We start from the raw sequence: 15,148 nt of genomic DNA, 5'->3' as shown, positions 1-15,148 counted from the left end.
CTTGTGTACTTGGGAACAGTTTTATAGTTCCCCCAGACGCCGACATCAGGATAGAGTGACTTCCGTTGCTATGTTAGAGTTTAGCGCAATCTTTGCACGTTGTGGGATCGGATTACCACAAGCAAAGGGGGGTGACGGTGGAGTGTTGACCCTTTGCTTCGCTAGTCGGACATGGTGCGTGAGTTAACCCTCCACCTCCCCTGTCTTCCTCATCTTCCTCATCTCCCTCAACTACACCTGTCGCTTTTGCCGAATTGCCCGGGTTTGGTCAAGAATGTCTTCTAAGTCCTCTTGGGACAAGCGTTCGACATAATTAACTTTGACTTCCTCTAAGAAGGCGTTGAGCAAGTATTGAATTTCATCTAAGGTTTTCTGGGTCTGCATTTGAGAGCCATAAGCTTCGCCCAGATGACGAATTAACCGTTGCAGAATTTGATCTCCAACTGGATCATCTGCGATCGCGGCGTCTAATCCATCGTAAAGCGCTTGGGTAATTTGGTGTACCAGTTGTTCGGTTAACTGATTGCGAATTGTTTCTACACCTGGTACTCTCTCTAGTCCCTGATAGGCTTGAGACTGATTCAAAATTTTGTCCACGTTATGCCGTAGCAAGTCTTCTATATCGGTACGGATAGCAGGAAACACCTGATTAACTGTCATCTGCACCATGATCTTAGTCAGTGCTGCGACTTCGTCGGTTTCGTTGAGATCGATGTAGGGGCGAACTTCCCGTTGCTGAAGAAAATTGGCTATCTCCCCTTGGCGAATGGAAGATTGGAGTTCGTTAATAATCTGAATCACTACCACTTGGGTCATATCGCCAGCGATTTCAGCGACAAATCCTTGACGCGCTTGTTTCTGAATCGCACTCATATCAACTAGCTTCGCCTGATCCAGTCGAATTGTCACCGGGATGATTCGCAGCCAGCGCCAGAGGGGAATCAAGAAAAAGATGTCATACCAACGCCATAACATCGCATCGAGCCAACTGACCCCTGTTCGCTGGCGACTGATGAACCAAGTACGACCCAAAAAATCTGTCAAAAAGATTAGGAAAAACGGGAAATCAACGAGTCCAAAGTAATCGACAAAATCGCCTGTTTCTCCAATGGGACGGTAGTAGTTGGCTTGAATTAAAGGACGAATCTCCTCGTTGAAAAATTCGAGTTCATTCTCCGGATCTTTAGCGGTTAAGTTTGCTTGACTCCAAAATTCTATAAAGGCTTCTTTGGCAGAATCCTCGTCATTGGCAATATGCTCCCGCATCTTATTTTTTATTTTTTCCAAATCTCCCGTTTTATTGGCAAGTTGGAACGGGTTTGTTTCAATCATTTCTACGCTGCGTTGGCGCAGGTCTTCTAAAAGTTGGGTGACTTCAGGAGACTGTAAGCTTCTCAGCTTTGTTCTTAGGTTGGTTGCATCAATCTCCGCTTTTAATTCATCAACCTTATCCAAATATTGCTCTGTGTCTCGATAGGGTTGAATCCCCTTGATTGGGTCATACCACTGGGTAATCGGCGGTAGGGGAACCTCTAAGGGCAAACCGGAAAAACTAACCGGACCGATGTCAAAACTTAATAATTGGACTTCCCCATGTAGCCAAAAATCTCTTAGAGGTAGGTAGGTTAAGTCAAACAAAACCAATAGGTAATTCAGCGAAGCCACAAGTGCAACCGCTCGTTCCCACAAAAGCGCGAGACGAAATTTACGCTTACTTTTGCTTGGGGTCAATCGTTGGATGGATGACATATTTTTTAGGACTAGACCAGCACTAAGTTTAGATATAACTACTTATAGCCAAACTTGGACTGATCAGAAGGGATTCACGTTGAGTGCTAACTAGAACTATCAATCCTATGGGTGATAGGGTTTTCTGTCAAACTAGGTTAGCTTGGCGGTTGTAGACGCGGAGCGGCTTCCCGTAGGGTAACCGCAGCTACACAAACGAAACCCGCCTGCGCGGGTTCCCGTATCCTTTATTTTTTTCCTTCTTTCGAGGCTGGATACCTCGTCCATAGCTAACTTTTCACGGGAAGTCTAGAAACCTGAGTCAGGGCGGGTTTAGTTACATCTGGGTGCAACCAAAAAGATGGTTGTGAAACCCGCCCCTACACAATCAATACTCACGTTGCTCCACATACCGTGAAAAGTCAAGTCCATAGTGGAACTAAGAATCCCCGCACTTATAGAGCGGGGAGTGTCAAATTAACTATGGAAAGACACGACCAGGATGAGTCATGGGAGCGCTAGGACTGTTGTAGATATCCCATTCCTCAATACCCCGATCGCGCAGAATGGTTTCGGCTTGGCTTATTTGCTGATCCGTTCCCTGAACCAACACCAGATAATCCCCATAAGAGAGGCGATCGCTATATTTTTTGGCTTGCTCTTCGGGAACGCCTAAGTTCGCGAGTATACCGACCAAACCACCAGCGGCTGCACCAATAGCTCCTCCGCCTAATGCAGATGCGATCGCGGCGGCTTCGGTTCCAACAAATACCACCGGACCCACACCAGGAACTGCTACGGTGACTAACCCAACCAGTAATCCAGTTAATCCGCCCAAGACACCCCCAGCTACAGTCCCTGTGGTTGCATCTTTAGCTTTTTCATGACTCACTGGATCGGTAACTCTCACCCCAGACACCTGATCGGGATGTTCGGCGTCTTTGGCAATCACTGAAACGAGGTTCATGTCAAATCCAGCCGCTTTTAACCCATCGAGAGCATTTTTTAAATTTTGCTCGTAAGAAAAGACACCAATCGCTCGCTGATTTTGCGTTACAGGTGTTGGTGCTGTTGGTGGTGGAGTAACCGGAGTTACACCCGTCGGCGTTGCACCCAAAGGTTCACCAAAGGGGCCTGTGTACGCCGCGCCAAGGGGTGTAGGAGATCCCACCGGAGCCGCCGTTGGGTGAGTATAGCCGGGAGCGGGAGTATTCACCTCAGGACGGTTATAACTTCTCCACTCTTGAATTCCTTGAGGTTTCAGGATAGAAGCCGCACGGCTGATTTCCTCTGGTGTGCCATCCACTAGGATTAAATAATGTCCTTTTTCTAAGCGATCTTGGTAAATTTTTGCTTCGGCTTCGGGAACTTCTAATCCAAGTAATGCCCCAAATAAGCCGCCAGCCGCACTACCAACCGCCCCACCTAGGAGGGTATTGCCAATCACTGAAGCGGCTGCACCGCCGACTAAAATGGGTCCAACTCCAGGAAGCGCGATCGCACCCAAAGTACCAATTAAACCTACAATACCTCCTGTAACTCCCCCCGCAACTGCACCAGCCGCCGCACCTTCACCCGCTTCATTTTCGGTATCATCTTGCACTTCAACGCCAGCAATTTGCTCCTCATCCCGGGCAATGGCTGATACTTGGTTCATGGGAAAATTGGCATCTCTCAGATGTTTTAGAGCATCTTCGGTAGCTTGTCGCGTCGGAAAGACCCCCACACCTCGCTGATATTGACCTAACGTCATAGTATCCGCCTCCATTTATCTATAGGTTTTCACCCTGATACCCCTATTTCTACATTTCTCTGGCAGACATTCATCAATCGTGCGAGATAACCACTATTAGTCACTTGTCCATCTGTAGGAAGAAAGAATTGTATGAATCATGATTGGATGAGGTAGTCGGGGCGGGTTTAGTCACATCTGGGTAAAGTACGAAACGATAATCGTAAAACCCGCCCCTACATCAACACTCTATCGCCTGTTTCCTGACATAAGACATAAGACATAAGACCATTCCACGGAAATTGCGACTCAGGGGTTCGGTTCTACGACCCCGGAGAGATGACGAGAGCCAGTATCCTCATAGATAGACAAGTAGAATTGGCAGTTCATGGGGATAGATAGTGGTGCAAAAGTGGTTGTTACCAAACATCAGCGAAGTTTTAGCTCAGAATACGCCGACTGGGGTGAACAATCCGGTCGAATCTCAGGTTGAATCGACAACGGTTGTCATGAATAAGGGACAGCGCAGTGCGGCGAGTCAGCGGATGAGAGACGAAAGGCGATCGCAGCGAGAATGGCAAAGTGCGATCGCGTCTCTGGAAAAGTTACTCTTACAAGTCCTTTGCCAAGACGATCAAGGGGACAACTCAGCATCTCTAAACGGGTTAGTTTTAGCCGGTCCTGCACCTGTTTTAAGCCACTCTGATTTGCTTTCTCATTTTCAAACGGGGGTGTTTACGACTGAAACAGTAAACCCTTGGAGTTTTATGCCCTTTCAATTGCCTCCAGCTCAACCGGAAAAAGCTCAAGGTACGGTTAATACTACTTATGAACTCTGCTTATTTCCGGCTGACTCATTGACTGAGGAGCAGTTTTGCTTAGTCTTTACCCGTGGCTTTAGTTTAGTTATGGCGGCGGGAGACGATCCCAATGGTGTACCTGGATTTCGCTTTTCCTTTGATCCAGAGGATGTACAAAAAGCTTGGGCGTCTCTTTATCCTCGTTTATTATTAGTCAATCCCCATCAACTGAGTCATTTAGATACATTAGTTAAGCAGTTTGCGCCTCAGCCTCCCGATTATAAAATTGTTATGCAATTTGGGCGTCAGTTGCTGCAAAATATGCCGGAATATTCTGTAGAACCGAAGAATGAAACCATAGCAGTAACCCCGATTAATTCAGTTACTCAAGTCTCTACAGACCCAGCGTACAGTGAGACAATTGAAGACCGGGATTGGCAACCCTTAGCTAAGTCAGAAACCCGTGTTAATCATCGAGTGTCCCAACTCCGTGAATCCGCGCCGGATGTGGAACTTCTGCAAGCTTTAACTCATGAAGTTCGCACACCCCTAACGACGATTCGCACGTTAACTAAATTATTATTAAAACGTAAAGATTTAGCACCAGAAGTGATTCGGCGTCTGGAAATCATAGATCATGAATGTACAGAACAGATTAACCGCATGGAGTTAATTTTTAGAGCCGTTGAATTAGAAACAAAAGCGGTGAAAGAAACCCCTGTTAATCTCACATCAATGTCATTGGCTCAAATTTTCCAGACTAGTATTCCCCACTGGCAAAAGCAGGCACAGCGGCGTAATGTCAGCTTGGATGTCGTATTGCCGCAAAATCTGCCCACGGTGGTGAGTAATCCTTCGATGTTAGATCAGGTGTTGACGGGTTTAGTGGAGAATTTTACCCGTACCTTACCAGCCGGCGGTCATATTCAGGTGCAGGTCACTCCCGCTGGAGACCAGTTAAAGTTGCAATTTCAGTCCCAACCTAACCCAGAGAATTCGGGGAATTTGGATAAGTTTGGACAGTCAACCTGTCAGACGTTAAAGTCAATTGGTCAGTTATTAATGTTTCAGCCAGAAACAGGCAGTCTGAGTTTAAATCTAAACGTGACCAAGCATTTGTTCCAAGCCTTGGGCGGTAAATTAATTGTGCGTCAGCGACCGCAAACTGGGGAAGTGATGACGATATTTTTGCCTTTGGAAGTTAGGAATAATAGCAGTAATCAAGAGGGAATATTGGTGTAGCAGTCTCACCAACAGCCAGGGGTTGGGTTAAACCCCTGGCTAAAAGCTAAAGTTGTATCATTTCGCCTATAACTTTGCCCCATAGTAAGGCGAAAGAATTACTCCATCCTGATAATCTAGTAATCGTAACGATGTGATCCAAATAGTGCAATATCTGAATACTATGATGCTCAAAAAACTATCCTTAAATCACCCCTGGCAAAATCAATGCCTTCGCCGATGCTTAACCGCAATCATTGGACTAATTCTAGGAATTAACCTAGTATGCTTCCCAGCGATCGCGGCGACTCCAGCCATAGAGGTTAACGTGAGTTTGGGCAATTCAGCCGATGAATTGAAGTTCTTCCCTAACCAATTTGAGTTTGTCGCAGGTAAACGCTATAAACTGTTGCTGGATAATCCTAGTCCCCAAAAGCACTACTTCACCGCCAAAGACTTTGCTGATGCGAGTTGGACTCAAAAAGTTGAAGCCGCCAAAGTCGAAGTTAAAGGAGCAATCCATGAACTGGAACTGAAACCCGGTGGCGAGGCTGAGTGGGTATTTGTGCCAATGAAACCCGGAACCTACGAACTTCATTGTTCAATTCCTGGACATACAGAAGCAGGTATGGTAGGAGAAATTACCATAAAACCTGAATAATATGATGTCCGGCTTGCTCACCCATAATAAAAATGTAGGGGCTTGGTTACCAAGCCCCTACGCACTTGGGTTAAAAAACGCGATCGGCGGGATAAGGAAATAATATTATTACTCCCCTCTTTGAGACTGACGAATGGGAATCTCAATCCAAAATCCAGTTCCTTCTCCTGGCTGAGAACTGCATTTAAATATTCCCCCATGTTTTTCCACGATAATTTGATAACTAATCGAAAGCCCTAAACCCGTTCCTTTACCAATCGGCTTGGTTGTAAAAAAGGGATCGAAAATTTGTGATTGAAGTTCTGGGCTAATTCCTGAACCACTATCAGCAATTTGAATGATGATATGAGTTGGAGATGAGCCTTGATTTTTCTCTATTTGTGTGGTGTTATTCGGACTATATTGGTTCTCACTAATCTTAGATTGAACACTTGTGGAAATCGTAATCCTCTGGTTATCTGGATTACAGTCTTCTAACGCATCGATCGCGTTGCTCAAAACATTCATAAAAACCTGGTTGAGTTGACTGGGATAGCATTCAACTAACGGCAACTCCCCATAATTTTTGATCACCTGAATCCCTGGATAATTGGGTTTCCCTTTCAGGCGATATTGTAAAATCAGTAATGTACTCTCTATCCCTTCATGAATATCCACTAACTTTTTCTCGGCTTGATCCAGGCGGGAGAAGTTTCGCAACGACAAAACTAGCTTGCGAATCCGTTCCGATCCCATTTTCATCGACTCTAAAAGCTTGGGTAAATCTCCTTCTAAAAACTCCAAGTCGATAACATCTAACAATTCAATAATTTCTGGCTCTGGCTGAGGATGATATTTCTGGTAGGAATGAATAATATTCAGTAAATCCTGAGCATACTGACTGGTATAAACCAGGTTACCATAAATAAAATTAACCGGATTATTAATTTCGTGAGCGACTCCCGCAATCAACTGTCCCAGACTCGACATTTTTTCGGTTTGAATCAGTTGGGCTTGAGTTTGCTTTAGATGGTGAAACGCACTTGCCAATTGTTGGGCTTGGGCTTGAGTATGGGTAAATAATTCCGCTTGCTGAATCGCCACCGCCGCTTGATCGGCTAACTTTTTTAGCAGTTTAATCTCTGAGGGAAGCCAATCTCGCCTAGCTTTACATTCTTGAGCAATTAAAAATCCCCACAGAGGTTGCTCCCATCTGGGACAAGGAAGACTATCCAGCATAATGGGTATTTCATTAGTTTGAGGATTCTCCACGCCAATGGGAACAATTAAAGCGGCTTGTACTTGACAACGTTTTAAGAACTCTTGTTGATCCGGAGTTAATCGGGCTTGAGTGATATCCTTAATCACTCCTAAATTACCTCGCTTATACACTTGAATCTGGGCTTTCGAGAAATACTGCTGCGGATCATCAATATCCAAAAGCGATAACCACTCACCTGTCATCGATTCCACAATAACTTGACCGTGGGAATCATCGGTAAACCGATAAATGATCACTCGGTCAGTGTTCAGCAGTTGACGAACTTCTCGTACAATCGTTTGTAGGGTGGTTTTCAGATCAAGAGTACTGCGAATTTGGTTGGTCACTCGCTGTAGCGCCCGCCCTTGCTCTAGAGATTGTTGTAACTTAGCTGTGCGTTCAGCCACTTGGCATTCTAAGTTACTATTTAGGGCTTGTACTTGAGCATAAAGTTTATATTGCTCGATCGCCATGGCAAAATGATGACCGAGTGCGATCGCTAGTTCAATGTCGTAATTCGTCCACGGTTGAGCTTGATTCCGTTTCACCTCTCGCCACTGTTCAAAGGATTGACGGGGACTGCGTTGTTGTTCATTGGGGTTAAACTCTCCCGCCCACAAAATTTCTTGCATCACTTGAGAGCGAAAAATACTCAGATACCCCAGGAATGAGGAGCGATAATACAAGGGTATTACTAACCACCCTCGAATGGGAGTAGCATCAAAAGCTGAAGCCAAACTCGCCAACTCTGAAACTTGATACAAATCGTTGACGATGAGCGGCTGACAACCAACGGGACTCGAATTAGATGCGGATGAGCCATTGTGCCTGTCAGGGGTTATATTTCCAGTTACCCATTGGACAAACAAAGGATGCTCTTCAATCGTCGTCGGACTGTCTTGATCTCCAAATGTAGGTTGTGTGCCACATATAAGGCACTCTGCCCTAGGATTCACTTGGTCTGGGGCTATATAGAGTCTACCTCCCCAACTCGATAGAGCGCTAACCGTTTCTTGTAATGCAGCTTGAAGTTGAATCGTGGGTAATGAATGCAGCAAGGTGGAGACACGATTAATCGTCGCTTCGATCTGATGCTGCTGACGGGTTTGGGATAAGAGATTAGATTGGGCAATAGCAATGGACACTTGATCCACCACCGATTGGACAATCTGCAATTCCCGTTGGCTAATGGTACGGGATGTGACGTGATGAGAGACTAAAAGTCCCCAGAGTCGTTTCTGGGAGCGTTGAGCCTGGATATCATAGTGGACAATGGGTAAGACCATTGAAGACTGGACCCCCATTGCTCGTAAATACTTGACATGACAAGCATCTACGGGACGATAGTGAATCGGTTGCGGCGTGGAGCGATTCTCTGTTTCTGAGGGTTCTAAGGGTGATAAACCAATCAGTCCCCCAGAAACATCCACAATGGAACGCAAGCGCTCGGTGAGGTACAATTGACGGGCTTGTTCGGGAATATCATCGGCGGGGAAGTTTAATCCGTTGAGAGAAGACAGTCGATTGGTGTTGACTGATTCAGCAATCACCTGTCCACCACCCGACGCATTAAAGCAGTAAACCATGACGCGATCGGTTCCTAACAACGATCGCACTTCTGCAACTGTGGCATTTAAAATCTCTTGTATTTCTAAGGATTGGCGAATCCGATTCGTGATCCGGCGCAACAAGTCTTCTTGATCGAGTTCTGGCTGTAACACTGTCCTACTCCTATGAAACACGGTCTGATTCTGGGTTAGAGGGCAATCCAAGTTACGAATCAGATGGTTAGCTCGATGCACCGACTTCACAAATCTGTGTGAATATACTTAATTAATAGTGTAAGGATTCTGAGCGCTGAAATCAGTTTTCACATAAAAACCCAGCCGTGAGCGATCGCCCTAACCTGAACGCCCTGAGTTGTATGTCACGCCTTTGATGGGCATACCCCCACACCCTACACCCCTGATCAGGATTTCCCTGAGACAAATTAGATGCACATAAGCGAATCAGACGGTAAATTTGATTCTACCGTTTCCTCTGAATTAGTTGAAAGCCCCAGAGTAAGCGCCTGTCGTCCTCAGATTTACCGATCCACGAGTTTGCAGTTCGCCTGTGCTAAATGCTGTCGGATATGTTGACGGACATTCATCAGCATTTTTCCCAAATGATTCTCACCGGTTTGATCCTTACCACAACCCCAGTAGTAATCCCTGGGAGAATCTTCAACAATCACTTCTTCTCCGGTGTTCAACAAGATTTCCTGAATATCAGGATGGGTGAGAAATTTGGTCAAAACCCCTCGCCACATGATCTGTTGTTTAACCTGTTCCCAATCAGGACGATGATTACGGGTGCGATCGCGTCCGAGGAGGGCGGCTTCCATTGGTGTTGACACATTTTTGATTGTCCTGATCAAGGCTTCGTCTGTCGTTCCGACGAACTTGTGCGCTTGATAGTAATGCTCAACGGTTTGCCAATACCAGCCATCGATCTGGATTGGGTGGGGAGAGAAGTTGGAAAAGCAGCCATAGGGTTCCTCAACCTTATAAAAATAAATTGTCATGGCAAAACTGTCAAACTATTTCGCTGGGCAAAAAGCCTCGTCTAATGACGAGTCACGTTGTCGGGTGCGGCGTCGGAAACCATGTCCCTGAAGCCCACCCCAGATTTAAGGGTTTAGTTATCTAGTCCTTTTTATTGGTCAACCGACGGCTGATTGACACCTAAATCTTATAGTAGCGATCACCAGGCGTTGACGATGAGGGGAATGAGGGGGATGAGGAGAGGGGGAGCTAGTACAGCGGGCATGGAAATACTTGAGCGGCTTTGTATCTGCGGGAGAGCAGGGTTGTAGGGGCGGGTTTCACTATTATCGTTTATGAAATGGATGTGACTAAACCCGCCCTTTAGGGGAGCAGGGGAAGGCGAATCGCCAAACCCGCTAAAACAATAGCAGCCTTACCTGACTCATCTAAGGGATTTCCTCTTGCTATCACTATGCTAAACAGAGTTGCACTGAACCACTACCCTTGAGTTGTCTTCAGTTGCATTGCTCCCGACACGTTAATTGAGGAAATATTAGCGGCTATGGGTGGGCTGCTATTGTTAATTAGGATCGTTTCACTATCTGATGTGGCAGATATTACTGATACAACAGAGATAAGATGGATAGTCGTTTTACCTCCTGAACTCAACAGTGAACGAAAGTGTAATATCTGTCACTGGAAGCTTGATTGATTGCTTCAATTCTTAATTTATCACTGTTCCGGAAAATGGGATCAAAATGATAAACTAATTTACTTTCCGTTAAAATCTGTAATGTAATCGGCAGAATGTCGAAAAAAAAAAAGAGTCACTTGCGCGACTCTCTTGATTATCAGGGTGCATCTACATATCAAACTATAGCACTTTGGGGATGAGGGGTGTAACCCCCTATTTAGGCAAAGAGGGACAAAGAATAATTGCTGCAAGCTAGTCAATGACTGGGGTTGAATAAAAATTGCCTAAAAAAATAGACAGCATTTTGTTACAAAAATTAACTAATATAGAAAAAACAGTCATCCAGAATCGGGAACCATGCAAACAGCTACCCCACCATCAACCCGTAAAGCTTGGGCAAACGCGATCGCTCAACCCGCCACTGAAATTCCCCTAACCCCCTTACCAATTCTCTCTGGCAGAATTCCTCAAGGGTTACGAGGCTCTCTGTATCGCAATGGACCAGCCCGTCTAGAACGAGGAGGTCAACGGATGGGACATTGGTTTGATGGGGATGGCGCTATTTTAGCGGTTCATTTCACCGATGCGACAGCGACTGGGGTCTATCGCTACGTGCAAACCTCCGCCTATCAAGAAGAAGCCGCCGCCGGGACATTACTTTATCCTAGCTATGGCACCAAAGCCGCAGGGCGAATCTGGGAACGGTGGGGTAAACCCGTGAAAAACAGGGCAAATACCTCTGTATTACCCCTACCGGATAAATTGTTAGCCCTGTGGGAAGGCGGGAATCCTTATGCACTTGACCTGCAAACCTTAGAAACCTGGGGGCGCGATCGCTTAGACTATTTAGGCGAGGGAGACTCGTTTTCAGCCCATCCCAAGTGTGATCCAGAAACGGGGGAGATATTTAACTTTGGCATCAGCCTCGGACTTAATTCCAGCTTAAATCTCTACAAAAGCGACTCAACAGGCAAAATTATCCAAAAAGGAACGATACCACTCAAAGGCATACCCCTAGTTCATGATTTTGTCCTCGCAGGCTCTTATCTTGTCTTTTTCGTGCCACCTGTACGAGTAAATCTCCTACCCGCCGCCTTGGGGGTGAGTAGCTTTGGGGAGGCGATGGAATGGCGTCCCCAATTAGGAACCCAAATTTTAATCGTTGACCGAGAAACGCTTTCATTAGTCGCCCGTAGCGAAGCTGATCCTTGGTTTCAGTGGCATTTTGCCAATGGCTATGTGAATCAGCAGGGTTCTATCGTGGTCGAATTTATTCGGTATCCGGATTTTGGCACAAACCAACGTCTCCAAGAAATCGCAATCGGTGAGATTCATACGGTTACCCACGAGACATTATGGCAAGTCGAGATCAATCCCCAAACTGGGATGATTATCGCCGAACGGGAATTGCTAGATCGATACGCCGAGTTTCCAGTGGTTCCAGACGCGCAAGTGGGTCAAGCCTCCCGTTCTATTTATATGGCACTGCATCGCCAAGATATGGATCACCGTCGCGAAATTTATAGTGCGATCGCACGGTTTGATTGTCAAACCCAAACCCTAATCGAAGCCGATTTGGGCAAGAATCGCTATCCCTCAGAACCCATCCATGCACCCGACGCGCTTAATCCAGAACAGGGGTGGGTATTAACCGTCGTTTATGATGGAAATTCTAACCAAAGTGAAGTGTGGATCTATGATAGCGATGCTCTTGATCAAGAACCTGCCTGTCGGCTGCAATTACCGCAGGTCATTCCGTTGAGTTTTCATGGCAGGTGGAAATCGGTTGGGTAAAGTTTTCATTGGTCGTTAGTTATTTGTCCTTAAACATAAATAACCCGACTATAAAAAGCGGGTTAGGACGAGGTATTTTCAACTAGCTTTATTTTCAAAGTGGTCTACTATCGAGGTTGACAGTCAGGAGGATCAGTTCGATTACAACCAGGGGGCGGACTTTGTTCTGTTGAAGCTAGCACTAACCTTTGCTGATTTACCAGAAAAGAGGAATCAAGTCTTCCTGGTTCAGATAGGGATAGACTAGCGAGCAAAACCCAATTATAAATGTGCATTGTAGATGTCATTTGCAGCGCTTATACAGCAAGACTGACGTTTTTGCTTCTTTAAGGAGAGTTAAAAATTAATCTCTACAAAAAATATCTCAAATTCGTAAGTCGTGTAATACTTGTTTCAGACAGTTCAATGCCAAATCCGCATAAAATTGGAAGAAATAATAAATTCTATAAATTTGATGGCTAAGGGAGTCGAACCGAAGCAACTATGGATGAAGACTAAAATCCAGATATTTAGGATATCAACCTGTCGCACTTATAAGATTGAAAATTGAATTTAATGGTGGAGATTAGGGAACAGAAAACCAGGAATGGAGAACAGAAAGCAGAGGTAGTGTGAGCCTTCCTCCTGCGTCAATGAAGTAGGTAGGGGTGAATATGATGTGTAATGTTACAAAGAAATGGTATTATACTAAATCCGCTTAAGTAACTCCCTTTATAATTTGGGTACTTTTTCCTTGCAGCCTTCTGCACTATGCCATCTTCCTTCTACTTTGTCCCCAGCACAAAGCCAGCACAAAGAGAATAGTTAATCCGGATTTAGTGATAGTAATATTCACACAAAATCATCAGCGCCAACTCGTCTATTAAAATTCAATGGATTACAAAACAGCCCGTAACTTTGTGATTAATCAAGCCACAATATCTGACCAAAATAAAGACGCATTTTTGGTTCGACTCAAGTCGTACAAACCACCGATTCCAGGTCAGATTACCAATACTTTATTAGCCCTAAAAATGATATTTGAGCGTCTGCGAGATGCATCGACTCTAGACCGAGAACTTGTTCACGCCTTATATTTATTGGCTTATGAGAGCCGAGAACAGTTTGAAGCAGGGCGTCGGGCTAGTGTGAATTGGCCCCCCCTGCTCGATGAAGATCTCAAGCGCATTGCTCGTGCTGTTGAGAGTATTTTTTCAGGTATTTGGCAAATGAATGACAAATGATATCATGTCCGATCAAATACTCCTCATAAAAACGCCTGAAATCCTTGTTATTAAAGTATTGCCATTAAGGGCAATCGTCAGGATATGATATGACAGGCAGGTAGGAAGGGAAAAGGCTAAGACTCCTTTCCAAATAACTACGGACATGACCAATGACCAATGACTAACGATTTCGCAATTCAACTTCAAGTTTGTCTAAATCTTCGGGCAAGAAAACCGTTATCCGCCCATTAATTGGTTTGCCATTCTCAGTTCGAGTCACTTCTAACCAATAGGCAAAGCGATCGCCTAATAAAAGCTCGCCTTGTCGTGCTATTAGCATGGGTCGATTTTGTCGCCGAGCTAAATCGATGGTTGCGGGTGTGGGATAAGCGTATACCAGGTTAGCTCTCTGGTAATCTTGATAGATTGCTGGACCATAAATAACTCGCAGTGACTCCGTGAGTCGTTCTGGAGTCACTCCATTAATCATGTCATAGAAGGAAATTTGCTCACTTTGAATCAGGCGGCGATTCGTGGGAAAGGCGATTTGACCTGGAGGAAGCACCGAGGCTTCAAATTTAAATCGTTGAGCGGCGGTATTCTGCTTAGTCACGACTAACCCATCGCCAATACCGGGTTCTAAGGTAGGATGAGCCGCAATCCAAGCGGCGACGGTTTCCACGGTTTGACCGGGTAACGCCTGAGCGGGATTGGCTGTCAACCCCAGTACCATGCCCATCAATAGAAATGACCCCAGTTTACGTCCCTTCATCGCCAGTCTCCTTTAAGTTTTCTTGTCCCATAAAACAATTATGGCAGTTAGACTGAACATCTCACCCTTTGGCAATTTGGCAGGATAGAGCGATCGCATTCCCCAATTTTCTGGCATCCTAGAGATGGTCAAGAGTCCCTTAGCACAGCTTCATGCCCCTTTCTCACTGCACCAAAAAAGAAATCCCGCCAACATCTCAACCCACAGACATTGATGGGCGTAGAGGTTTTGCCCCATGAAGCCAGATAGCAAGTACCAGCCACTCCTGGCATTTCTGCAAGAGAGTAATCAAGATGAAGTCATTCTCACCTTTGCAGAAATCGAGAAACTCATGAATGACACCTTACCCGACTCAGCACGGAAAAAACGGGCATGGTGGAGCAATCGCAGTAAAGGCGCACTGCAAGCTTCTGCCTGGATGGAAGCCGGATATCGGGTTGAGGATGTCGATTTCGAGCAACAACGGGTGACATTTCGCCAACCTACAGCTAAACCTAAAGTTCCGCATCTGGGTGACGCTGTGCTATGGAATGCTCAACTCATCAAGGCACTACGTCGCTACATGGGTTTAACTCAGGCAGAGTTTGCCCAAAAGCTTGGTGTACGACAGGCGACAGTTAGTCAGTGGGAAAACAGCGCTTATGAGCCGACTCTCGCTACATCTAAATATTTAAGCCTGATTGCAGAACAAGTTGGATTTCACGTCATAGAAGAAGACTAGAACACTCCAACTAATTTCAAGGAAGGTATTTACATATTGATGCTCTACCGCA

At 45.5% G+C, this 15,148-nt stretch carries 10 protein-coding genes; 5 read left to right on the top strand and 5 right to left on the bottom strand.

Features of this window, described 5'->3' with window-relative positions:
• Positions 1 to 231: 231 nt before the first annotated feature.
• Together RIB93_RS15930 and RIB93_RS15925 are read right to left on the bottom strand one after the other, a co-directional pair.
• Entirely contained in the window at positions 232 to 1,749 is a 1,518-nt protein-coding gene (locus RIB93_RS15930) for a hypothetical protein (RefSeq protein WP_446373716.1), read from the bottom strand.
• Positions 1,750 to 2,209: 460 nt separating this feature from the next.
• Entirely contained in the window at positions 2,210 to 3,481 is a 1,272-nt protein-coding gene (locus tag RIB93_RS15925) for a histidine kinase (RefSeq protein ID WP_446373715.1), read from the bottom strand.
• 380 nt (positions 3,482 to 3,861) lie between these two features.
• Here RIB93_RS15925 and RIB93_RS15920 point away from each other — a divergent pair, with 380 nt between their 5' ends.
• Entirely contained in the window at positions 3,862 to 5,502 is a 1,641-nt protein-coding gene (locus RIB93_RS15920; protein WP_446373714.1) for a sensor histidine kinase, read from the top strand.
• Between the two features lie 163 nt (positions 5,503 to 5,665).
• Positions 5,666 to 6,142, top strand: a complete 477-nt coding sequence (locus tag RIB93_RS15915) for a cupredoxin domain-containing protein (protein ID WP_446373713.1) — start codon at positions 5,666 to 5,668, stop codon at positions 6,140 to 6,142.
• 108 nt (positions 6,143 to 6,250) lie between these two features.
• Here the strand turns inward: RIB93_RS15915 and RIB93_RS15910 are convergent, their stop codons facing one another.
• Together RIB93_RS15910 and RIB93_RS15905 are read right to left on the bottom strand one after the other, a co-directional pair.
• The gene (locus RIB93_RS15910; protein ID WP_446373712.1) at positions 6,251 to 9,103 is read right to left on the bottom strand and encodes a GAF domain-containing protein; all 2,853 of its coding nucleotides are present in this window, start codon (positions 9,101 to 9,103) and stop codon (positions 6,251 to 6,253) included.
• Positions 9,104 to 9,468: 365 nt separating this feature from the next.
• A complete protein-coding gene (locus RIB93_RS15905) occupies positions 9,469 to 9,948 on the bottom strand; it encodes an NADAR family protein (protein ID WP_446373711.1) in 480 nt (159 codons plus the stop codon).
• A 1,013-nt stretch (positions 9,949 to 10,961) separates the two neighbouring features.
• Here RIB93_RS15905 and RIB93_RS15900 point away from each other — a divergent pair.
• Together RIB93_RS15900 and RIB93_RS15895 are read left to right on the top strand one after the other, a co-directional pair.
• Positions 10,962 to 12,398: a carotenoid oxygenase family protein gene (locus RIB93_RS15900; protein WP_446373710.1), complete on the top strand. Its 1,437-nt coding sequence runs from the start codon at positions 10,962 to 10,964 to the stop codon at positions 12,396 to 12,398.
• A gap of 872 nt (positions 12,399 to 13,270) precedes the next feature.
• On the top strand, positions 13,271 to 13,621 hold the full coding sequence (locus tag RIB93_RS15895; protein WP_446373709.1) for a Dethiobiotin synthetase: 351 nt from the start codon (positions 13,271 to 13,273) through the stop codon (positions 13,619 to 13,621).
• Positions 13,622 to 13,784: 163 nt separating this feature from the next.
• On the opposite strand, the gene RIB93_RS15890 is transcribed toward RIB93_RS15895, so the two are convergent.
• Entirely contained in the window at positions 13,785 to 14,375 is a 591-nt protein-coding gene (locus tag RIB93_RS15890; RefSeq protein WP_446373708.1) for a hypothetical protein, read from the bottom strand.
• Positions 14,376 to 14,610: 235 nt separating this feature from the next.
• On the opposite strand from RIB93_RS15890, the gene RIB93_RS15885 reads away from it, so the two are divergent.
• Positions 14,611 to 15,096, top strand: coding sequence for a helix-turn-helix domain-containing protein (locus tag RIB93_RS15885; protein ID WP_446373707.1), 486 nt, complete (start codon positions 14,611 to 14,613; stop codon positions 15,094 to 15,096).
• Positions 15,097 to 15,148 lie beyond the last annotated feature (52 nt).

Source organism: Coleofasciculus sp. D1-CHI-01 (assembly GCF_040218875.1).
Taxonomy (GTDB): domain Bacteria; phylum Cyanobacteriota; class Cyanobacteriia; order Cyanobacteriales; family Coleofasciculaceae; genus Coleofasciculus.
This window is presented reverse-complemented; position numbering and strand designations above follow the sequence as displayed.